Annotated in this window: 2 protein-coding genes; both read right to left on the bottom strand. The window is 68.8% G+C overall.

Features of this window, described 5'->3' with window-relative positions; translation table 11 throughout:
- Positions 1-28: 28 nt before the first annotated feature.
- Positions 29-802 (bottom strand): FkbM family methyltransferase, encoded by a 774-nt coding sequence (locus tag ACWDXS_RS02940; protein ID WP_378991914.1) that lies wholly within the window; start codon positions 800-802, stop codon positions 29-31.
- On the bottom strand, positions 802-25,173 hold the full coding sequence (locus tag ACWDXS_RS02935) for a non-ribosomal peptide synthase/polyketide synthase (protein WP_449961335.1): 24,372 nt from the start codon (positions 25,171-25,173) through the stop codon (positions 802-804). The genes ACWDXS_RS02940 and ACWDXS_RS02935 overlap by 1 nt, the downstream gene beginning before the upstream one ends.
- Between the last annotated feature and the right edge of the window lie 319 nt (positions 25,174-25,492).

Below are 25,492 nucleotides of genomic sequence, written 5' to 3'. Positions count from 1 at the left end.
AGCTTGCGCGACAGTACGACCCGTGCCATCAGGCTCGCACGGCATACACCTCGTGCAGTTCGGTGCCTGCCAGCGACGGGTCCTGCCTGATACGCGAAGTGAGTCCGTGGAGGTTGAGGACCTCGCAGAATTCGGCGAGGCGGCCGTCGCGGTCGTGCACCTCGGCGACGACGGCGCGGATGCGCGGCCAGTCGGATTCGGTGATGCCGAGCAGGACATCGAATTCGGCGCGCTCGACGTCGATCTTCAGCACGCCGATCTCGGCAACCGGATCTTCCTGCGCAAGGATCGCCGACACCGTGGTGACCTCGACATCGATCTGCTCCCCGTCGTGCAGGCCGCGGGTGATGAGGCTGATCGCGTCGTCGGGCAGGCCACTGTTGCGCAGGAAGGTCTTCGTCGCATCGTCATCGGCTTCACGGTCGGCATACAGACTCGAGTTCGCGGTGGCGCGGGGGTACCAGGTGAACGGCAGCACACCGGGTGCGGCGCCCACCGCGACCTCGAGGGCGACACCGCCTGGCACATGGGCTGCCATATTGCGGTGCAGGCAGTCGAAGATAGCGGGAGCGGGTTCGGCGGCGATCACGCGGACACCGGGGAGCGTTTCGGCGAACATCATCGCGCTGAGTCCGATATTGGCGCCGATGTCGACCGCGAGGTCACCGGGGCGCAGGGTCGCGGCAGCCTGGCGGTAGTACCCGTCGGCGATCATTTCGTTCCAGAGCATGCGCGCTTCGGCGGGGCTGGTGCAGGTGACGGTACGGCCGTCGTCGAGGCGCAGTTGCTGCTGTGTCGTCATCAGATCATGAATCCTTCGAGGATCGGGCCGATCACGGCCAGCGCGGACGGGTGGGTCAGCTCGAGATGGCGAGCGTCGAGCACAGTGTTGTGGATACGGCCGGTGACGTGCGGTTGCCACGTCTGCGCGACGGCCTCGGTGTCGTCGCGGTCTTTGCCCGCGGTGAAGAAGATCAGGTCGCCGTCGAAGATCCGCGGGTGATAGTCGCCGACGAGTTCGCCCGCGGTGGAGAAACTCTCCATCACCCGGTCGACCTGGTCGGCGCCGAACAGGCCGGTACCGGTGATCTGATCGCGGATCACCTGCCAGGCCTGCTCGGTGGTGCTCGCGGTGACGGTGTCGCCGAGGTCGAACAGTTCCCGCCAGCCACCGAGCAGATCGGCCATCAGCTCCCCCGGCGCGACATCGGTGTCGGGAGTGATCGGTGGCGCACCGACCGCGCTGTCCATCATGGCCAGCAGCGCGACCTGTTCGCCCTGTTCCTGCAACTGTGTCGCCACCACGTGGGCGATCTGGCCGCCCAGCGACCAGCCGAGCAGGTGGTACGGACCGTTCGGCTGGGTCCGGCGGATCTCGTCGACATAGCGGTGCGCGAGCTCATCGATCGATGTGGCCGGGGGCTCGGCGGCGACAACGTGCGGGTCCTGCAGGCCGAACACCGGCCGATCGCCGCGCAGATGCCCGACGAGTCCGCCGTAGAACCAGGCCAGCCCGCCCGCCGGGTGGATCGCGAACAGTGGGGTCGCATCGCCCGCGGGCCGCAAGGGCAGCAGCACCTGCATGCCCGAACCGCCCTCGGCCGCATCGACCCTGCGCGCCAGTGCCCTCGGTGTCGCGTCGTCGAACATCCACGGCAGTTCGAGTTGCACGCCGCGGCCCTGCAGTTCGGCCACCGCCATGGTCGCGAGCAGCGAGTTGCCGCCCAGATCGAAGAAGCCGGCACCGGCACCGACCCTGGCCACGTTCAGGGTCCGTGCGAAGACCTCGGCGATCGCGATCTCCGACGGTGAGCGCGGCGCGTCGTATTCGTCCTCGTTACGGCCGAAGTCGGGTGCGGGCAGGGCATTTCGATCGAGCTTGCCGTTCACTGTCACCGGCAGCGTCGAGAGCACCACGACGGCCGAGGGCACCATGTACCCGGTGAGTAGGTCGGCGGCGGTGTCTCGAACCCGCGCCGGGTCCAGTTCCTGCCCGTCGGCGGGGACGACGTAACCGATCAACTGGTCGACGTCCCTGGCGTGGCGATGCACCGCGGCTGCCGCCTGGGCGACACCGGGATGACGGAGCAGCGCCGATTCCACCTCACCCAATTCGATACGGAAACCACGCAATTGGATCTGCGCGTCGGCGCGCCCGCGGTAGTCCAGTTCCAGTCCGTGCCCGCCGCGATGCCACCGCCCGACATCACCGGTCCGGTACAGGCGGCTACCCGGCGTGCCGAACGGATCGGCCACGAACCGGCCCGAAGTGAGCGCGCCCGCCCCGTGGTAGCCGCGCGAGAGCTGTCCGCCGCCGACATAGAGGTCACCGGTGACGCCGACCGGCACCGGCCGCAAGCGCTCGTCGAGCACGTACACCCTCAGGCCGGGCAGGGCGCGCCCGATCCCGCCGCCCGCCTGATCGACCTCGGCGTAGCTGACATGCACGGTCGTCTCGGTGATGCCGTACATGTTGACCAGGGTCGGCGTACCCGCCGGGTGGGCGAGGAACCAGCCGGTCAGCCGGGACGGGTCGAGCGCTTCGCCGCCGAACACGATGTAGCGCAAGGCGAGGTCGGCGCCACCCGCGCCGTGGTAGCGGCGCTCCGCGTCGACGAATCCGTAGAACGCCGACGGGGTCTGGCTGAGCACGGTGACCTGCTCGCGCGCCACGAGCTCGACGAAAGCATCGGGCGTGCGCGTGGTGTCGTAGTCGACGACCACCAGGCGACCGCCCGAGAGCAGGGCGCCCCACATCTCCCAGACCGCGAAATCGAAAGCGTAGGAATGGAACAGTGTCCAGACATCGTCGGGCCCGACGTCGAACTTCTCCGCGGTGTGGGTGAGCAGGGTGACCACATCGCGGTGGGTGACCGCGACACCCTTCGGCCGACCGGTGGAGCCCGAGGTGTAGATCATGTAGGCGATGTTGTCGGGCAGCGCGGCGACGTTCTGCGCACTGTCGACGACGTTCTCGTCATCCACAAGGACTGTCGGCCCGGCGAATTCGGGTGTCTGCGATGCCATCGCCGATGTGGTCAGCAGCGCTACCGGTCGTGCGTCGTCGAGCACGAACCGGAGCCGCTCGGCCGGGTACGTCACATCCACGGGCAGATAGCCCGCACCCGACATGACCACGGCCAGCAGCCCGACCGCCAACTCGGCCGAGCGCGGCATCGCGACGGCGACCAGTGTTTCGGGGCCCGCACCGGAGGCGATCAACTGGGCGGCAACAGACTTCGCGCGCCGATCCAGTTCCGCGTAGGTCAGGACCGTCGTCCCATCGGTCACCGCGACCGAATCCGGGGCCACCGCCACGCGCCGTGCGAACAATCCACCGATCGTTTCCTCGGGAACGTGTGCGCCGGCCACGCCTGCCGCATCGAGAACCTCGTAGCGCTGGCTCGGTTGCATGAACTCGATGTCGCCGATGATCGCCTGCGGATTCGCGGTCACCGCCTCCAGGATGCGCAGATACCACTGCGCGAACCGCTCCATCGACTCTTCGACGAAAAGGTCTGTCGCGTAGGTCAATCGGCCGAGCGTACCCAGCGGGTGACCGTCGGCGGCGAACCGCTCGACCAGCTTCACATTGAGATCCGACTGCGCCTGATCGACATAGTCCTCGACCGGTTCCACCGAGATCCCCGGTAGTTCGAGCACCACCTCATCGAGATTCTGGTAGTCGATCGTCACCTGGTACAGCGGCAGATGCGCGGTCGAACGCGGCGGATTGAGCGCCTCGACGACCTGCTCGAAGGAGACCTCCGCGTGTGCGAGGGCAGCCAGGTCGGCTGCTCGGACGTCGGCCAGAAGCGCGTCGAACGGCTGATCGGCAGAGACCTCCGTCCGCAGGACGACAGTGTTGACGAACATGCCGATCAGGTCGTCGAGTTCACGTTCCCCGCGCCCGGAGACCGGGGTACCGACCGCGATGTCGTGGGTATTCGCCAGCCGTGCCAGCAGCACGGCCAGCGCGGCGTGCGCCACCATGAACGGCGTCGCGCCCGCGACCCGCGCCACCGCGGCGATCCGCTCCTGCAGCGATGCCTCGATGTCGAAGTCGATGGTCCGGCCGCGCATCGACGCGACCGGCGGACGCGGCATGTCGGTCGGCAGTTCGAGGAGTTCGGGCAGCCCGGTGAGGGTAGCGCGCCAGTAGTCCAGCTGACGGGACAGCAGCGACTCCGGATCGTGCTCGTCGCCGAGCAGATCGTGTTGCCACAGCGCATAATCCGGATACTGGACCCTGAGCTGCGGCCACGCGGGCACGCTCGCGGTGATCACCGCGTGATAGGCGGCCGCGACGTCGCGGGCCAACGGAATCATCGAGAGCCCGTCCGCACAGATGTGGTGCACGGCGATCACCAGCACGTGATCATCCGAGCCGAGATCGAACAGTTCGGCCCGCACCGGCGGTGCCTCGGAGAACTGGAAACTCTTCGACAGCACCGCCGCTGCGGCCTTCGGCAGCACCGATTCCTCGATCGCGATCGGGATCAGGTCGGGCACGACCTCGTCGGCGTCGACGATCATCTGCCACGGTATACCGTCGATTACCGGGAATTTCGTGCGCAACGATTCGTGGCGGCCGATCACCATCGCGCAGGCTGTACGCAACGCGGGGATTTCCAGCTCGCCGGTCAGCCGGATCACCAGCGGCACGTTGTAGGCGCCGACAGAGGCGTCGAGCTGGTTGAGGAACCACATCCGTTGCTGAGCGGGCGAGAGCGGGATCAGGCCGGTGCCGGGTCGCCGGGTCAGCGTCGGGCGTTCGACGTGGTCGCGGCCGGTGAGCCGGGCGGCGAGGTCGGCCATCCGCGGGTACTCGAACAGGTCGCGCACCGCCACCCGGACGCCCAGCGCGGAGCTCAGGCGAGCGGTCAGCCTCGTCGCGGTCAGCGAATTGCCACCGAGGTCGAAGAAGTCGTCGCGCATGCCGACTCGGGGCAGGTCCAGCACTTCGGCGCAGATGTCGGCGACGAGGCACTCGGTCGGATTGCTCGGCGCCAGATATCCGGCAGCGACGAAGCTCGGCATCGGCAGTGCGCCGCGGTCGAGTTTTCCGGTGGTGGTCAGCGGAAGCTGTTCCAGCACAACGCAGATGTCGGGAACCATGTGGGCCGGTAGCCGGCGGCGTGCCGATGCCCGCACGTGCTCGGGGTCGATCGTGTCGCCGATGAGGTAGCCGACGAGCCGGTCCGCGCCGTTGTCGTCGGTGCGCAGCACCGCTACCGCATGGGTGACCGATCGATGTTCGGCGAGGACGGCCTCGATCTCGCCGAGTTCGATCCGCTGGCCACGGATCTTGACCTGATGGTCGGTACGGCCGACGTAGTCGAGTGTGTGGTCGGCGGTCCATCGGACCCGGTCGCCGGTGCGGTACATCCGCGTGCCCGGATCGTAGGGGTTGGCGAGGAAGGTGGCGGCGGTCGCGCCGGGACGGCCGAGGTATCCGCGGGCGAGCTGGATGCCGCTGACATACAGTTCGCCGGTCACCCCGATCGGCACGGGCCGCAGGTGCGAGTCCAGCACCACCGCGGATGTTCCGCGAATCGGACCACCCAGGGTGATCGGTTCGGGCGGCGCGAGGGGATCGCTGATGGCGACCATGATCGTGGTCTCGGTGGGTCCGTAGCCGTTGAACAACTGGCGTCGTGGCGCCCAGAGCGCGGCGAGTTCGGCGGGCACGGCCTCGCCGCCGGCGACCAGAACTCTGAGGCTGTCCAGCCCGTCGGGTGACATGGTCGCCAGCACGGTCGGGGTGAGGAAGGCGTGGGTGACCGCGTTGTCGCGGATGAGCCCGGCCAGCTCTGTGCCCGCGTAGGTGTCGGGCGGCGCGATGACCAGCGTCGCACCGTGCGGGTGCGCCATCAGGACTTCGAGCATGACGGCGTCGAATCCTGGTGCGGCACACTGCAGCACCCGTGAATCGGGGCTGACCTGGTACCGGTCCCGTTGCTCGGCGGCGAAGTTCGCCATTCCCGCCTGGGTCACCGCGACGCCCTTGGGGGTGCCGGTGGTTCCGGAGGTGTAGATGACATAGGCCAGGTCGGTGTCGCGGACGATCCGTTCCACCGCGCGCGAAGGTCGGCTCGCGATCTCGCGCTCGGCTGCCGGATCGTCGACGACCAGGCGTGCCCACTCCCCCTCCGGCACTCCCTCACTCACCTCCGCGACGGTCAGCACGACGTGGGCAGCACAGTCGGACAGCATGACCGCGAGCCGCTCTCGCGGGTTGCGTGGGTCGAGTAGCGCACACGCGGCACCGATCTCGGCGAGCGCCCAGATCGTGGTGATCAACGGGATCGACCGCGGCATGACCACCCCGACGGTGTCCCCCGTGTCGACACCGTGCTCGACCAGCCACTGCGCCAGCCGATGTGCTCGGCCATCCAGCTCGGTGAAGCTCACCGTCTCGGTCCCGGACGCAACCGCCACACCGTCGGGGTGTCGGGTCACGCCGTGGCGCAACAAATCGGTCAATGGTTCAGGAGCCACCCGTTCCGCGCCTCTGGCCGGGACGAGTGCCGCATGCTCGGTGGCCGACAGCAGGTCGATATCGCCGACGCGTCCGTTCGGGTCGGTAGCGACCGCACGCAGGACCCGCTCGACACGGTCGGCGAGCCCGGCGGCGGTCACACGGTCGACGCGAGCCGCCTGATACCGAAGGCGGATGTGCACGGTGTCGGTCTGGTGGGCCTGCACGGTGATCGGGTAGTGCGCGGCATCGGTGCCGGCCACCCCCGCAACCCGCACTCCGTCGATGTCCGCGTCACCGAGTCCGCTGCTGTCGACCGGGTAGGACTCGAATGCCACCAGGGTGTCGAACAGCTGTCCGCCGCCGAGCGCGGCCATGATGCCGGACAGTTCGACGTGGTGGTGGTCGAGCAGCCGGGTCTTGTTCGCCTGCAACTGTTCCAGCGCCGCCACGATGGTCCGGTCACCGCGCACGAGAACCGGAACGGGCAGCGTGTTGATGAACAGCCCGATCATCGACTCGACGCCCGGCACCTCGGCCGGTCTGCCGGAGACGGTCTCGCCGAACACGATCCGCTCGCGGCCCAGCTGGTTGGCCAGCACCGTCGCCCACGCGAATTGCACAATCGTCGACATCGTGGCGCCCGAGGTGCGGGCGAGCTCGGCGAGAGCGGCGGTGATGTCGTCGTCGAGATCGATGCTCAGATCGGTCGGCACCTCGACAGTGGCCGCGCCGACCGTGTCGGCGATCAAGGTGGGTTCGGTGAAGCCCGCCATCGTGTCGCGCCAGATCTCGACACCGGCGGTGGTGTCGCGCCGGTCCAGCCAGGCCAGGTAGTCGCCGTAGGACGGCGCGGGCGGCAGCAGGGCGGCGTCCGCGCCTGCCGCGTACAGCCCGACCAGGTCGCGCAGCAGCAGCGGCAGTGACCAGCCGTCGAGCAGCAGGTGGTGCGCGGTCAGGATCAGCCGGAATTCGGTGGGTGCGACGGCGACGAGGGCGAATCGCACCAGCGGCGGATCGGCCGGGTCGAAAGCCGTTTCGCGTTCGGCTGTCAGGATCTGCGGCAGTGCTGTCTCGGGGGCCTCGATGCGGCGCCAGTGCACGGCAGTCTCCGCCGGAATAGCCTGCGCGACAACACCATCAGCTGTTCGGGTGAACGCCGCCCGCAGGTTCGGATGCCGATGCAGCAGGTCCGCCGCGGCTCGCCGCAGCCGCGCCTCGTCGACCGGCCCGGTGAGCGTCATCTCCGACTGCGCCGTGTACACATCGAGGTCGCCCGCGGCGAGCTCGGCGTGGAACAGCAGCCCCGCCTGCAACGGCGCCATCGACCAGACGGCCTCGATCGGTCCGTAGCGTTCGGTGAACACGTCGAGGTCCTGTTGGGTCAGGGCGACCAACGGGGTGTCGGACGGGGACAGTCCCCAATCTTGTTCGCGTGCCGCCGCTTCCGCGATTTGCCCGAGGGCCGCCGTCCACTCGTCGAGGAGTTCGTCGACGTCATCACGATCGAGAATCCTCGCGGCATAACCGATCTGCGCGGCGAGGGTCGGCCCGACGGGGGTATCGACGATGCTGATGTCGAGGGTCAGCGCGGCGGACGCGGGCATGTCCGGATCGAACGAGCCCTGGTGGTCGAATTCCTCGTCGGCGGGAATCCAGGCGAGCCCGGACAGCGCCGAGATGTCGACGCCCGCCCGGCCGAGGTTGTTGAAACTGATCTGTGGCGCGGGCAGCGAGGCCAACCGATCGGCGGTCGCCGGGTTCAGGTATCGCAGCATGCCGTAGCCGATTCCCTTGTCGGGCACGGCTCGCAGCTGTTCCTTGACCGCCTTCACCGCGGCACGTGGATCGGTGCCGTCGATGTCGAGGTCCACCGGGTAGGCGCTGGTGAACCAGCCGACGGTGCGCGACAGGTCGGCGCCCGGGGCGAGTTGTTCTTCGCGCCCATGGCTCTCGAGCAGGATGCGCGCGCCGGAGTGGTCGACACCGCGCCGGGCACGCCAACGTCCCAGTGCGAGAACGAGGCCCGCCAGCAGAGCATCGTCGGTGGTGGCATGCGCGGCGCGGGGCACCGCGTCCGTCAGAGCGGTGGTCAGCTCGACAGGCAGCGCCAGCGTCAGCCGCTCGACCGTGGCGTGCACGTCGAGCGCCGGGTCGAGAGGCGCGCGCCCGAGCAGCGGTTCAGGTCGCGACCCCATCCGCTGCCACAGCGCCAGCTCGTCGGCACGGCCACCGGCGGCAGCGGAGACGACCTCGGCCCACCGGCGCATAGATGTGCCGACCTCGGGCAGTTCGACCGCTCGCCCCGCACCCACCTGCTGCCACGCGGAGACGAAGTCGGGGAGCAGGATGCGCCAGGAGACACCGTCGACCACCAGGTGGTGGATCACGATCAGCGCGCGCCCGCGCGACGCCACGCCGGGCTCGGGCAGCAGGCAGACGATCTGCATCATGACGGCATCCACCGGGTTCAGCGCGGCCGAAGCGTCTTCGAGGGCACCCTCCACCAATGACGCGAAACCCGCAGTGCCAGGGGCATTATCGGCACCGAACGTACACACCGACACCAACTGCTCGGCATCGATCTCGCCGGGCGTCAACGCTTCGAGGTGCGCCGCACTCAGGCGTGCACGCAGCATGTCGTGCCGATCCAGAACGGCCCGGACGGTGGCGATCACGTCGGCCGGGCGCGCGTCGCCGGGCAGCTCGACCAGCAGCGACTGCGCGAACCGGTCGTCGGCGGGACGGTCGAGGTACCAGGACACGATCGGTGTCCGCGTCACCTCGCCGATGCCACCGCCGGGCAGCTCCTCGAGACCCACCCGTCCGGCGCCCCCGGCCACGGCGGCCAGCCCACGAACGGTCCGGTGCTCGAAGATGTCCCGTGCCGTCACAACCACGCCTGCGGTCTTCAATCGCGACGCCAGTTGGATCGACATGATCGAGTCACCGCCGCGCGCGAAGAACGACTCGTCCGCACCCACCGAGACCACACCGAGCACCTCGGTGAAGATCCCCGCGATGGTCGCCTCCAACTCGCTCGCCGCGGCGGCCTCCGCCGAATCCGGCACCTCGGCACCGGGTTCGGGCAGCGCGCTTCGATTCACCTTGCCCGTCGAGGAGACCGGCATCTCGTCGAGCACCATGAGCACAGCGGGCACCATGTGGCCGGGCAGTGCGCCCGAGATCTGGTCGCGGATCGCGGCCGTGTCGATCGTTCGCCCCTCGGTGGCCACCAGGTAGCCGACCAACGTCGGTTGCCCGGCCTGGCCACGCCTGCTCACCGTGACCGCCGAGGCGACGTTCGGGCAGGCGACCAGCGCCGCGTCGATCTCGCCGAGTTCCACCCGCTGACCACGGATCTTGACCTGGAAGTCGGCGCGGCCCACGTATTCGATGGTGTGCTCGGCGCTCCAGCGCACCAGGTCACCGGTGCGGTACATCCGGGTGCCCGGTGCACCGAACGGATCGGCCACGAACGCGCCCGCGCTCGCCCCCGGCCGATTCAGGTAGCCGCGCGCCAGCGCATTGCCCGCCAGGTACAGCTCACCGACGACGCCGACCGGTACCGGCCGCAACCGGCTGTCGAGCACGACGGCGCGCACCCCGCGGATCGGGGCGCCGATGGTGATCGGATCGCCGGGCTGCAACTGGGTGCTGACGCACACCGCGATCGTTGTCTCGGTCGGCCCGTACACATTGTGGAAGCGGCGGCCCGGCGCCCAGGCGGCGACGAGTTCGACGGACAGCGCTTCGCCGCCGATGGTGAGCATCTGCAGCGCGTCGAGACCCTCCGGCCGCAAGGTCGCCAGGACGCTGGGTGTGAGGAACGCGTGCGAAACCCGGTGCGTGCGAATCAGTTCGGTCAGTTCCGCACCGGCGAACACCTCGGCGGGCGAGACGACCAGGGCGGCACCCGCCGCGTAGGCCATCAGCGATTCCATCATCACCGCGTCGAACGCGGGCGCGGCGACCTGCAGGACCCGCGATTCTCGATCCACCTGATAGTGCTGGTGCTTCTCGTGCGCGAACGCCGACAACCCCGCGTGTGTGACGACCACGCCCTTCGGCTTGCCCGTCGAGCCGGAGGTATACACCAGGTAGGCGACATCGTCGAGGCGTGCTGCCTGGAAGGTGTGATCCGTTGGCGCGGTAGCCAAGTCGGCGATCACTCGGTCGTCGTCGAGGCACAGCCAGTCGACCGTGTCCGGCAGTGACGAGCGCGCCTCGTGCAGAGTCACGCCGAGCGTGACGCCGGAGTCCTGGGCCATGTGCGCCAGCCGGTCCGCGGGGTAACGCAGATCCATCGGCATGAACGCGGCACCGGTTTTCGCGATCGCCCACAGCACCACGTGATAGGCCGCTGACCGCGGAACGGCCAGGGCGACATAGGTTCCCGGTGCCGCACCCGCTCGCGCCAGCAGCACCGCGAGCCGATCGGATCGCCGGTCGAGTTCGCCATAGGTCAGGGTTTCGTCGGTACCGATCAGCGCGGTCGCCGTCGGGTCCGCGGCAGCGTCGGCGAGCAGCGCGGGCAGCGTTTTCGGCACCACGGCGGTCTCGCGCCCGACAGGGAGCAGGTGTGCGGTCTCCTCGGGGCACAGCAAGTCGATGGCCCCGACCACGGTGTCCGGCCGCGTGGTGATCGTTTCGAGAATCCGCAGCAGGCGGTCGGCGAACCGCGCCGCCGTGGCCCCGGTGAACAGGTCGGTGGCGTAGACGATCTCACCGTCGATACCCGCGCCGTCGGCACGTTCGTTCAGCATCACCATGAGGTCGGTCTTGGCCTGTGCAACACCGGGATCGAGCACCTCGATGCCGATATCGTCGAGTTCGAACCGAGTGGGGTCGGCATGCCGGAAGCCCAGCATCACCTGATAGAGCGGTGAATACGCGGTCGACCCCGCCCGGTCCAGTATCTCGACCAGGCGCTCGAACGGTACGTCCGCGTGAGCCAGCGCTTCCAGATCCGCGCCACGCAGGTCGGCCAAGAATTCACGGAACGACAGATGCTCGGCGACGCGGGTGCGCAGGACCACCGTGTTGACGAACATGCCTACCACATCGTCGAGTTCGGGGCGGCCACGACCGCCGACGGGGGTGCCGATCGAGATGTCGTCGCTGTGTGCGGTGCGCGAGAGCAGAATCGTCAGGGCGGCGTGCAGAACCATGAACACCGTGGCACCTTCGCCGTGCGCGAGTGCGACGACGGCATCGCGCAGACCCGGCTCGATCGTGAAGGCGACGCTGCCACCATCCATCGACAGGACCGCGGGCCGTGGGCTGTCGGTCGGCAGGGCGAACAGTTCAGGTGCGTCGGCGAGAATCCGCTGCCAGTAGGCAATCTGACGCCCTGCCAGCGAAGTGGGGTCGTCCTCGGCGCCGAGGAACTCGCGCTGCCAGACCGCGTAGTCGGCGTAGTCGACAGGCAACGGCGGCCACAGCGGTGCCGAGCCGGTACGACGAGACCGGTAGGCGGCGAACACATCTCGGGCAAGCGGCCCCATCGACGCACCGTCAGCGGCGATGTGGTGCACCACCAGGACCAACACGTGGTCGTCGGCGCCCGTGCGGTACAGACGTACGCGGACCGGCGTGTTCGTGGCAACGTCGAAACCCGACTCGACCGCATCGCGCAGCCGTTCTGCCAGCACCGTCGGATCGTCGATATCGGCCAGTTCGATATCGGCGGCGCCGACCATGCTGTCGTGGACGAACTGATGCGGTTGTCCGCCCACTGCGGGATAGGTCGTGCGAAGGGTCTCGTGTCGGGTGACCACATCCACCATCGCGGCGCGCAGCGCCGCCACATCGAGCGGTCCGCTCAGCCTGGCCGCGAAACCGATGTTGTACGCACCGGACTCGGGATGGAGCTGATTGAGGATCCAGATACGCCGCTGGGCGGCTGCCAAGGGAATTTCGGTCCGGTGCCGGCGACGGACCAGCGGCACCGACGCGTGTTCGTCGCGCATCGCGATTCGTTCGGCGAGCTCAGCGACGGTCGGCGCGTCGAAGACATCGCGTACACCGACGCGCACGTGCAGCGCGGCCTCAGCGCGGGCCGCTACCTGAGCTGCCGACAGCGAGTTCACCCCGAGCTCGAACAGGTCGGCAACGACACTGACCTGGTCGGCACCGACGATCTCGGCGACGATCTTCGCCAGCACCGCCTCACGGTCTGTGCGGGCGACGAACTCTGCCAGCATCGTCGCGCGCGTCGCGGCGTTGTCCGCGTCGGAGGCGATGGACCCGTCCGCATCGTCGAAGATCATGTGCGACAGGGCCGACCTGTTCACCTTGCCGTCGGAGCTGAGCGGCATGGTGTCGAGCACCTGAATTCTTGCCGGCACCAGGTAGGACGGAAGCAGTCGGGTGAGACGTTTGCGGACCTTCGGCTCGGAGAGGGTCGCACCCCGTATCGGCGACACATACGCCGTGATCCGGTCAGCGGAAACGATCGCGACTGCTCCGGAGATCTCCTCGATCGAGCGCAGCGCGGCCTCGATCTGCGCGGGCTCGACCCGTTGGCCGTGGAATATCGCCTGGAAGTCACTGCGGCCCACATACTCCAGATCCCCGGACCGTGACCAGCGAACGAGATCGCCGGTGCGGTAGAGGCGGTCCCCTGGCTCGCCGAACGGATCGGCGACGAACCGACCGCAGGTGAGATCCGGCCTGCGGTGGTAGCCGCGAGCGAGCTGGACGCCCGAGACGTACAGGTCGCCGACAACGCCGACCGGCACGGGCCGAAGCCGTGCGTTCAGCACGTACGCAGACATTCCGGTGACCGGGCAACCGATCGGGACCGCTTGCCGTGCCGGAGAATCCGCCGGGCAGCGGTAGGCCGTCACAACTTCCGCCTCGGCGGGGCCGTACCAGTTGACGACCTCGGCCCGGTCGAAGCATTGCCTGGCGCGTACGGCGGTGCGCTGGGCCAGTGCCTCACCTGCCGCGAACACATAGCGGACCGACGGCAGCCGCGTCGTGCCGGTGTGCTCGAGCAGCACCTCGAGCATCGACGGGACGAAGTGCACGGTGCTGACCTGCTCCTCTGCGATGATCTCGGCCAGGTAGGCGGGATCGTGGTGGCCGCCGGGTTCGGCGACGACGATCTGCGCACCGATCTGCAACGGCCAGAACAACTCCCACACCGCGATGTCGAACGTGATCGGGGTCTTGTGCAGCACCACATCCGACGCGTCGTGCGGGAATTCGCGTTGCGCCCAGGCCAACTGGTGGGCAATGGCGGCATGGGTGAGCGCGACGCCCTTCGGTGCGCCGGTCGTGCCGGAGGTGAACAGCACGTACGCCGTGTTGCCGGCGCGCAGCGGTGCGCGACGTTCGTCGTCGCCGACCGGGCCGCCGGGGCGCGCGCTCAGGTCCAGCTCGTCGAGACGGACACGCTCGATGCCGTCGGGCAGGGAGCTCTCGTCACCGGACGTGGTGACGAGCAGCAGTGGCCGGACGACCGACAGGACGTCTGCCAGCCGGGCGGTGGAGCGGTCCGGATCGAGCGGAACGACGGCGGCACCGGACTTCACGACGGCGTAGACGGCGGTGATCAGGTCGATCGAGCGGTGAATCGCCACGGCCACGGTCGTTTCAGGGCTCGCGCCGAGATCGATGAGGTGGCGGGCGAGGCGGTTGACGGTGTCGTCGAACTCGCGGTAGGTGAGGGCGCGGCCGCCGGGGACTCGGACGGCGACAGCGTCCGGGGTGCGTGCGACCTGCTCGTCGAAGGCGTCGACCAGCGTGCGGCCCGCGCTCACCAGTGGTGCGTCGTGGGGGCGCAGCAGCCGATCGCGGGTCGTGTCGTCGGCGAGGTCGATCTCCCCGGCGATGACCCGCTCGTCGGTGGTGACCGCGTCCAGGACGCGCCCGAACTGTTCGGTGAACCGGCGCGCGGTGGCGTCGTCGAACAGGTCGGTGGCGTAGGTCAGGCGCAGATTCATGCCCGCGATCTCGTTGTGCGGACCCCGGTCCTCGGTGATCATGAGCAGCAGATCGCAGATCGCCGCGTCGGCGCCGACATCGATGCCGCCGACCTCGAGCCCCGGTACCTCGAGCTGGGCGGGCGCCATGTTCTGGTAGGCGAGCATCACCTGGAACAGCGGCGAATGTGCCGTCGAGCGCGCCGGATTCAGCACTTCCACCAGCCGTTCGAACGGGACGGCGGCATGATCGAACGCCTCGATGTCGGTGCGCCTGGTCATGTCGATCAGGTCGGCGAACCGCTGGTCGGGGCGGACACGGGTGCGCAGGACCAGCGTGTTGACGAACATGCCGACGAGGCGATCGAGGGCTCGGTCGCCGCGGCCCGCGTACGGGATGCCGATGGCGATGTCGTCGCTGCTCGACAACTGCGCGAGCAGAACGGCAAGGGCGGTGTGCACCACCATGAACGGGGTCACGCCGTTGCGTCGCGCCAAGGCCGCCACGGCTTCGGCCACCTGGGAAGGCACCGCGGTGTGGACGGTCGCGCCGCGGTGGGACCGCTCGAGCGGGCGCGGGCGGTCGGTGGGCAGCGCGAGCACATCCGGGATCCCCGCGAGTTGGGTACGCCAGTACAGCAGGTCGCGGCCCGGCGCGGAGTCGGGTGCCGCGAGCAGCTCGCGCTGCCACAGCGCGTAGTCAGCGAATTGCACGGGTAGCGGCGCCCATTCGGGCGCGGCACCGGCCCGGCGTGCGCGGTAGGCCTCGATGATGTCGGCGGCCAGCGGCGCCACCGAGTAGCCGTCGCAATTGATGTGATGCACCGCAAGCGCCAGTGCGTGCGCGGTTTCGGTGAGCCGGAACAACGCCATGCGCAGCGGGGCGCCCGCCGAGACATCGAAGCCGGTGCCGAAGAACTCTGTCAGCCGTGGGAGCAGTTCATCGGCGGACACCGGGTGCACGGCGAGATCGCAGGACGCGACGACGTCCTCGGCGGTCAGCACGACCTGCGCGGGGGTGCCGTCGTGGGCCGGATAGGTGGTGCGCAAGATCTCGTGCCGTTCGATGACATCGCGGAGCGCGGCCGTCATGGCCTCGATGTCGAGTTCACCGTCGAGGCGGATCGACAGTGGCACCACGTAACTCGCCGACTCCGGGTCCAGTTGGTTGAGCAGCCACATCCGGCTCTGCGCGGGCGAGAGCGGGATACGCTCGGGCCGCGGTTTCGCCACCGGTCCCGCGACATCGCCGACGGCGCGCTGCTGTTCGATCCACCGCGCCAGTTCCGCCACGGTCGGCGCTTCGAAGATGGCGCGCACGGGAATCGTCACGCCGAGGACTTCGCCGATGCGGCTGAGCACGCGGGTCGCCAGCAGCGAATTGCCACCGAGGGTGAAGAAGTTCTCGTCGGCGCCGACCCAGGGAGTTTGCACCAGTTCGCCGATCACGCCGGCGATGGTCTCCTCCGCGATCCCGCTGGGAGCGCGGTAACGGGTTGCGGCGGCGCGGGTGTCGGGGGCCGGGAGGGCGCGGTAGTCGATCTTGCCGTTGGGTGTGAGCGGGATCGTGTCGATCCGAATCACCTGGGCGGGCACCATGTACGCGGGCAGTCGCGACAGCAGGTAGGTCCGCAGCGAGTCGGGGTCGATCGCCTCGTCGCTCACGGCGTAGGCCACCAGGATCTGCCCCTCGGCGACCGTAGACACCCGCACGACCGCAGCATCGATGTGATCGTGGGCGAGGAGCGCGGCTTCGATATCGCCGAGTTCGACGCGCAGGCCGCGAATCTTCACCTGGGAATCACGGCGGCCGACATACCGCAGTCGGCCTGCCGTGTCCCAGCGGGCCAGGTCGCCGGTGCGGTAGAGGCGTGCCCCCGGCGTCGAGCCGAACGGATCGGCCACGAACGCGCTCGCCGTCAGGTCCGCGCGGGCATGGTACCCACGGGCGAGCTGGATTCCGCCGAGATACAGCTCGCCCGTCACGCCGGCGGGGACGGGCCGCAGCCGTGCGTCGAGCACGTGCGTGACGGCATTCGCCTCGGGCGTACCGATCGACACGACAGGTCCGTCGAGCTCGCCGATCTCGTAGGCGGTGACGCTCACGGCCGCTTCCGTTGGGCCGTACAGGTTGTCGACGCGTGCTGCGCTGAGGTCGCGGAACCGGCGAACGGTCGCGGAGTCCAACGCCTCACCGATGCACAGCACCTGGCGGACGGCGGCGAGATCGTCCGGGGTCGCGATCTCGAGGAACGCCGACAGGAGCGAGGGAACGAAGTCGACCACGGTCACGCCGTGACGAGCGATCAGCCGTGCGACGGCGCCGGGGTCGGTGTGATCGTCGCGCCCGGCGACGACCAGCGCGGCACCGGCGGTGGGTGCGGTGAACAATTCCCACACCGACAGGTCGAAGGTCGCGGGCGTGCGCAGCAGCAGCACGTCGTCGGTGCCGATCCCGTAATGGTCGGTGAGCCACCGCAGTTGGTTGACCACCGCCTCGTGGGTGAGTGCCACACCCTTGGGGACACCGGTCGACCCGGAGGTGAAGATGACGTACGCCAGATCCTGCGGGCGCAGCGGCCTGATCCGATCGGCGTCGGTGACAGGCGTGGCGCCGGTCGTGGGCGAGGTGAGATCCGACAGACGCCAGACCGGTGCCGGTGCCGTCAGGTCGATGTCGTCGCCGGTCAGCACCGCGTCGGGTCGCGCGGTCGCGAGGACCGTGCGCAGCCGGTCGACGGGGTGGTCGGGATCCAGCGGAAGGTAGGCGGCACCTGCCGCGTGGACGGCGTAGAGCGTGGTGAGCAACTCGACCGAGCGGCGCATGGCCACGGCCACCACGCTTCCCGGCCCGATACCGCGACCGATCAGCCCTCGTGCCAGCGCGTTCACCTCGGCGCCGAACGCGGCATAGGTGAGCGCGTCCCCGCTCTCCCCATCGATCACCGCAGGGCGTTCGGGCGTCGCCGCGACCTGCTTCGCGAACAGATCCGCGATCGTCGCGCCGTCGGAGGGCACGTCGGGGCCGGACTCGCGTAGCGCCAGTTCGTCGAGTTCACGCGGGCTGAGCAGCGGCAGATCACCCACGGGCACATCGGGATCGGCGACGACACCGCGCAAGATGGCGACGAACCGCTCGAAGATCGGCATGATTGTGGCTTCGTCGAAAAGGTCGGTCGCATACCCGAATTCGACCTGCATGTCACCGGGAGCGCCGTGCGCATCGACCGTGTCGACCAGGGTGAGATGCAGGTCGTACTTGGCGACACCCGGCTCGACGAGGTCGGCCGCCACCGTGAGCCCGCCCAGGCGCAACGTCGGGATATCGATGTTCTGGAAGGAGAAGCCGACCTGGGTCAGTGGCTCGTGTGCGGTGCTGCGCGGCGGATTGAGGACCTCCACCAGCTGTTCGAACGGAATCGCGGCATTGTCGAACGCACCGAGATCGCATTCGCGGGCGCGCTCGAGCACCTCCGTGAACGGGGCCGCGGGATCGACCTGTACCCGCAGCACCAGCGTGTTGACGAACATGCCGATCAGCGGGTCGAGGGCGGGCTCTCCGCGCCCGGCGACCGGCGTGCCGACCGCGATGTCGCCGGTGCCCGACAGCCTTGCCAGCAAGATCGCGAACGCCGCATGGGTGACCATGAACAGCGTCGAGTCGTGGCGCCGTGCGAGAGCGATGATGTCGCGGTGCAGGTCGGCGGGAATCGCGGCCGACATGGTCGCCCCGCGGTAGGACTGCTGTGCGGGACGCGGCCGATCGGTCGGCAGGTCCAGCATCTGCGGTAGGTCGGCCAGTGCCGCGAGCCAGTACCGGATCTGGCCCGCGGTCACACTGGTCGGGTCTTCCTGCACGCCGAGGTTTCGCCGCTGCCACAGCGTGTAGTCGGCGTACTGGACCGGCAGGGGCGCAAAGGCAGGCGCTTCGCCCGCCGTTCGCGCCCGGTAGGCCACGGCCAGGTCGGTGGCCAGCGGCGCGAGCGAGGATCCGTCGATGGCGATGTGATGCGCGGTGAGCACCACGGCCCATTCCTCGGCGGTGGTGCGCAGCAACGTGATCCGGAACGGGACCTCGGTGCTCACATCGAAGCCGAGGGCGGTCTCCCGCGCGATCTGTTCGGCGATCTCGGCCGCGGCGACCTCGCGGCACTGGAGCTGCGGTGCCGATTCCATGGGCAGGATCTGCTGCCATGGACCGCTGTCGCTGTCCGGGTAGCGGGTGCGCAGCGTCTCGTGCCTGGTGATCACGTCGGCCAGTGCCGACCGAAGAGCGTCGACGTCGAGCGGGCCCGAGATCCGCACGACGACAGGCACGTTGTAGACCGCCGCCGAGGTATCGAACTGGTTCAGGAACCACATTCTGGTCTGCGCGGGCGAGAGCGGAATCCGATCCGGACGCTGCTGTGGCACCAGCCGACGATGGACTGATCCCCGATCAGCCTGTCCACCAGCCGCATCCAGCTCGCGGGCGAGCGCGTCGACGGTCGGCGACTCGAACAGCGCCCGCACCGCGATGTCGGTGCCGAACACATCGGACAGGCGCGCCGCGACCTTGGTCGCGGTGAGTGAGTTGCCGCCCAGATCGAAGAAATTGTCGAGCGCACTCACGTGCGCCGCGCCGAGCACATCGCGGTAGACGCCGGCGACGAGTTGTTCGGTGGGCGTGCGTGGCGCGATGGCCTGGGCGGTCTGCGGGAACACCGGCTCGGGCAACACGGCGCGATCGAGTTTGCCGCTGGCGGTCAGCGGGAATCGGTCGAGCACCATGCACACATCGGGCACCATGTGCGCCGGCAGCCGGTCGCGCGCGGCGGCGCGCACCCGCTCCGCGTCCACGCCCGCGCCGACCAGGTAGCCGACGAGCCGGTCGGCGCCCGAGCTGCCGTGGATCACGACGACGGCGTGGGTCACCGCGGGATCCTGGGCGAGTACGGCTTCGATCTCCCCCAGTTCGGTGCGTTGGCCACGGATCTTCACCTGGTGGTCGGCGCGGCCCAGATATTCGATGGTCTGCTCCGGGGTCCACCGGGCGAGGTCGCCGGTGCGGTACATCCGGGTGCCCGCACCACGGGGATCGGCGACGAAACTGGCTGCTGTCACCGTGGGCCTGCCGAGGTAGCCGCGCGCCAATTGCACACCGCCGATATACAGTTCGCCCGCCGTACCGACCGGCACCGGCCGCAGCCGGGAGTCGAGGACCTGCGCGGAGATCCCGCGAATGGGCCCGCCGATGGTGATCGGCCCCTGGACGGGGATCGGGTCGCTGATCGCGACCATGATCGTGGTCTCGGTGGGTCCGTAGCCGTTGAACAGCCGACGCCCCGGCGCCCAGGTCGCGCCGAGCTCGGCCGTGAGGGCTTCGCCACCGGAGACCAGCACCCGCAGGCACTCCAGGTTCTCCGGCGACATCGAGGCCAGCACGGTCGGCGTCAGGAAGGCATGGGTAACCCCTTGTGCCCGAATGAGTTCCGCCAGTTCGGTGCCCGCGTAGACATCGGGTGGGGACACGATCAGCGCGGCGCCACCGGGGTGGGCGAGCAGAATCTCCAGCATCACCGCGTCGAATCCCGGGCCGGCGGCCTGCAGGACCCGTACGGTGGGCTCGACGTCATAGCGGTCCTGTTGTTCGGCGGCGAAGTTCGCCAGCCCCTGGTTGGTGACCTCGACACCCTTCGGAACGCCGGTCGTTCCGGAGGTGTAGATCACATACGCCACGTCGCCGGGGTGCACGGGCCTGCCACGGTCGGCGTCGGTCACCGGCGCGGACGAGTACCCGGCGGTGATGCTGCGCGAGACCGGGTCCGCGACCACCAGCAACGTCCACGGCCCCTCGGGCGCAGCGCCCTCGACTTCGGCGCTGGTCAAGACCACCCGGGGCGCGCTGTCGGCGAGCATCGAGGCGACCCGATCCCGTGGGTTGCGCGAGTCGATCAGCACCAGGGCGGCACCGGTTTTGGCGACGGCCCATACCGCGACCACGAAATCGACCGAGCGCGGCAGGACCATCGCCACCACCGCACCGGGTCGGGCTCCGTCGTCGAGCAGACGCCGGGCGAACCGGTTCGACAGCGCGTCCAGCTCCGCGAAGTCCAGGCACTGTGCCCCGGACACGACAGCCGGACCCTCCGGCGAGATCGCGACACCTCGGGCCAGCAGATCCGACAGCGCCACGCCGGGTACCGCGTCGGCGCCCCGAACCGGATGCAGCACAGCGCGTTCGGCGTCGGACAGCAGTTCCACATCGCCCACCGGCACAGCAGGGTTCGCCACCACCGCGTCCAGGATCCGGCCCAGCCGTGCGGCCATCTGCTCGACGGTGGCGGGGTCGAACAGGTCGCTCGCGTAGTTGAGCCGCACCGCGACGTCGCCGGTGCCCGCGGCGTTCGCGCCCACGGTGACGACGAGGTCGACCTTCGCGGGTTCGGCGCCGGGATCGACAACGTCCACCGTGAGATCGGGCAGGACCAGTCGAGGCAGTTCGGTGTTGTCGAAGGCCAGATACACCTGACACACGGGCGCGTAGGCCGCCGAGCGCCGCGGATCGAGCTCTTCCACGACCCGGTCGAAGGGCAGCTCGCCGTGCGCGAAGGCATCGATGTCGATGTCCTTGACGCGTTCGAGCAGGGCCGTGAACGACTCCTCGCCTCGAATCGGCGTACGCAGCGCCACGGTGTTGACGAACATTCCCACCAGCGGAGCCAGATCCGGCTCGCCCCGTCCGGCCATCGGCGCGCCGATCACGATGTCGCCGGTTCCCGACAGCCGGGCCAGCAGGACGGCGAGTGCGGCGTGGACCACCATGAACGGGGTGACGTCCGCGGCGCGGGCGAGTCGCTCGATCTCGGTGTAGGTCCGGGCGGAGAGCTGCGTGGTGACGGCCTCGCCGCGCATCGAACGGCGAGCAGGCCGGGGCCGGTCGGTCGGCAACTCGAGCACTGCGGGCGCATCGGCCAATTGGGTTGTCCAGTACCGCAACTGGTCAGCGGCGAGCGAATCCGGATCCGCTTCGTCGCCGAGCAGGCGACGGTGCCAGTCGGCGTAGTCGGCGTACTGCACCCGCGGTGGCACCTGATCGGGTGCCGTTGCCTGCGACCGTGCCGCGTAGGCGGCGGCGAAGTCGGCTGCCAGGGGCGCCAACGACGTACCGTCACAGCAGATGTGGTGCAGGACGAGCACCAGCACATGCGTGTCGGGGCCGATCGTGAGCAAGTCCGCGCGCAACGGCGGGCGGGCACAGACATCGAAGCCGGCGGCCGTCAGCTCGCGGATCCGGCCGGCAAGCCGGTCCTGCCCGAGTTGTTCCGGGACACAGTCGAAGTCGGCCAGAGCCGCCTCGGCCGACAGAACCTCCTGCATACCGTGACCGTCACGGGCGGGGTAGCGCGTTCGCAGCGCCTCATGGCGATCGAGGACATCGCCCAGCGCCGTGCGCAGTGCGGCGGGATCGAGTCGCCCGGTCAACCGCAGAACCAGCGGAATATTGTAGGCGGCGGACTCCGGGTCGACGCGGTTGATCAACCACATCCGATGTTGCGCGGGAGCCAGCGGCAACAGGCCGTCGCGCGCGATCGGTGTGAGTGTAGGCCGCACCCGGCGCCGTGCCCGGCCCACGCACGCGGCGAAGCCTGCCACCGTCGGGTTGCCGAACAGATCACGCACCGACAGTGCGCATTCGGTGGCATCGGCGACCCGGGCGACGGCGGCCGCCGCAGTGAGGGAGTTGCCGCCCACCTCGAAGAAATTGTCGAACGCGCCGACCCGGTCCATCTCGAGCACCTCGGCGAAGACGTGCGCGACGGTCTCTTCGGCATCGGTGCGCGGCGCGAGATAGCTCGCGGCGCTCCCGGCCGCCGGTTCGGGCAATGCACGCAGATCGAGTTTGCCGTTCACCGTCAGCGGCAGTTCATCGACGACCAGCACGACGTTGGGGATCATGTAGTCCGGCAGCAACGAACCCGCCTGCGCGACAACGGCCTCGACATCGCAGTCGGCGCCCGCCGGTACGACGTACCCCACCAGACGCGCCGTGTCGGTGCCTGCTCGATGCACCACCACCGCGGCCGCGGCCACCGCCGGGTGGGCCAGCAGCGCGGCACGGACTTCATCGAGTTCGATGCGGAACCCGCGCAGCTGTACCTGCTGATCCGCACGCCCGCGGTATTCGAGAGCGCCGTGGTGATCGCGGCGGGCCACGTCCCCGCTGCGGTACATCCGCTCCCCCGGCGCACCCCACGGGTCGGCGACGAATCGACCCGAACTCAATGCCGCCTGCCCGAGATAGCCGCGAGCCAATTGTGTTCCCGCTACATAGATTTCACCCCACGCGCCCACCGGCGCCGGTCGCAGCCGCCGATCCAGCACGTAGGCGCGAAGGCCGGGGAGCGCCGCGCCGATCACGCTGGGCGCGCCGGGTACCGCCAGATCGCCGCTCATGTCGGTGTGGGTGACGAACACGGTGGTCTCGGTGATGCCGTAGCTGTTGACGACGACCGGCCCCTCCGGGTTGTCCACGTACCAGGGCGCCAACGCCGCCGGATCCAGACCTTCGCCCGACAGCACGACCAGCCGCAGCCCCAGCTCACCCTCGGGCGCACCCGCCGCAAGGTAGCGCCGGTTAGCTGCGGCGAATTGGTAGAACGCCGAGGGAGTTCGGCTGAACACGGTGACGCGTTCACGGGCGACCAGGCGCACCAGTTCATCGGGCGCGCGCGTGGCCGGCGTATCGGCGACCACGACTCGGCCGCCGGTGACCAGCGGGCCGAAAACCTCCCAGATCGAGTAGTCGAACGCCATCGAGTGCAGCCATGTCCACACGTCGTCGGCCCGAATGTCCAGGGCGGCACACGCATTCGCCAAGTAGGTGACGACCGAGCGGTGGCTGATCACCACGCCCTTCGGCCGCCCCGTGGAACCGGAGGTGAAAATGACGTAGGCGGCGTCGTCAGGCCGCAGTGGTGCGGTGCGCTCGTCATCGGTGATCGGGTCCGCGGCACCGTCGAGGTCGTCGTCTTGCCCGAGAACCAGAGTCTGGCCCCGACCTACCGGCAGTCCGACCTCTTCGACGATGACAACTGTCGGATCCGCCTGGCCGACAACGTATTCCAGCCGCTCCCGCGGATGGGTGATATCCAGTGGCAGATACGCGGCACCGGATTTCAGCACGGCGAGCATCGCGACGATCAGCTGGGTGCCACGCGGCAGTGCAATGGCGACCAGCGTGCCCGGACCCGCGCCACGGCCGATCAAACGCCGGGCGAGCCGGGTGGAACGCTCGTCGAGGTCCCGATACGTGATCGTCTTGTCCCCGGCGGTGACCGCGTCCGCGAGCGGGGCCGAACGAGCCTGTCGCGACAGCGAATCCACCAGCGTCTCGACCGGGGCGACACTCTCGGCACCGGCCGACTCGCCGATGATCGAGAGCTCTTGCGCGGCGGACACCAGCGGCAGTTCCACCACCCGCTCGCCGGAGTCGGCCTCGATGAATCGGTGCAGGAAATCGATGAATCGGTCGGCGTGCGCGTCGATATCGCGCTGACTGTAAAGGTTGTCGTTGCCGTGCAGCTCGATCAGCAGCGGCGTGTCCGGCCCGGTCCGGTAGAGGTTGATCTGCAGATCCTCGAGCGCGCCCGAGGTGAGCGCGTGATAGCGCCCGACGGCGTCGCCGAGACGGATCTCGGAGTCGAAGAACAAGATGTTGACAACGGGGCCGAAAGTGTTGGCGGAGTTGTCGATCGAGGCGGATTCGCGACGCAGATCCTCGAAGCGGTAGCGCTGATGACGCAGCGCGGAGACCAGCTCGCTGATCGACGCCTTGACCAGTTGCTCCACTGTGGTCGCGTCATCGATCGCGAAGCGGATCGGCACCATATTGGCCAGCATCGCCGCGGCGTTGCGCAGTTTCACGGTGACCCTGGCGCTCATCGGGACCGAGAGCACCACCTCGTCGGCACCGGTCATCCGCGTGAAGAAGGCCGCGAACGCCGCGACGACGACCTGCGCGGCCGACGCGTCGAGTTCGGCCGAACGACGATCGAGCAGCGCGCACAGCTGCGCCGGAAGTTCGCGCGCCGCAACTTCGTCCACGGTTCCCGCGCGCGCCGACCGACCGGACAGACCGGCGGGCGCGGGGAGATCGGCGACCTTGTCCAGCCAGTACTGTCGATCGGCCTCGAACCTCGTGCCCTCCCGATAAGCCTGTTCGTCGGCGGCGATTTCGCGCAGGTGCGCGGCCACCAGTCGAGCGGGCGGCCTGCCTTCCGACAGCGCGTTGTAGTGCTCGGCGACCCGGCACAGCACGCTGAACGCGCCGTAGCCGTCGATCACGAGATGGTGGGCGCGCGCGTACCACAGGTGCAGGTCATCGCTGATTCTGATCAGCCGTGTGACCGCGAGTTGATCTCGGGTGATGTCGACCTGCCGGGTGTAGTCGCGGCGCATCCATTCCAGCGCCGCGGCCATCGGATCGCTGTGCGTGCCGAAGTCGAGCACGAGTTCGTTGAACGTGATGTCGCGGTCGACGACCTGGTAGGGACGCCCTTCCACCTCGACCACCCGCACCATGAGCGACTCGGTCTCTTCGGCCGCCTCGTGCACCGCCGTATTGAACAGGGCGACGTCGATCCGCCCCGCTATCTCGACGTACTGCGCGATGTTCGTCGCCGGTCCACTATGCGCGCCGTCCGCGTACCACATGCCATATTGCGCAGAGGAAAGCGGAATAAGATCCTGATTACCGGCACAGCTCTCGACAGACTCCATGATTACCCGACCCCTCGCATGGCTATCGACCTAACACGGACCCCGAGTATGGACATCCGTGCGCTTTCCTACCCCACGTAACAACGTGTACCACAACCGCCGAATGCGGGGTCCGTTCACTGCCGAGCAGCCATACGTATTCCCCTTGCTGTTCTCAGGACCGATACGGATCCGTTAGACACCGATCCGACATCCCGCGAGGTGCGGTACCCATCCGGTTACTACCCGAAACATCTCCCCGAGATTAGCCTGACAGCTAACAACCGGCATACGATTTACGGGGAACACACTAGTAACAATTCAATTCAGATCGATCACG

It is taken from the genome of Nocardia sp. NPDC003183 (assembly GCF_053590715.1).
The sequence above is the reverse complement of the archived record's forward strand: the minus strand, read 5'-3'. Positions and strand labels throughout refer to the sequence as shown.

Excerpts from the sequence above, each read along its gene's own strand:
- ACWDXS_RS02935 (WP_449961335.1), bottom strand. The coding sequence starts at position 25,173 with ATGGAGTCTGTCGAGAGCTGTGCCGGTAATCAGGATCTTATTCCGCTT.
- ACWDXS_RS02940 (WP_378991914.1), bottom strand. The coding sequence starts at position 802 with ATGACGACACAGCAGCAACTGCGCCTCGACGACGGCCGTACCGTCACC.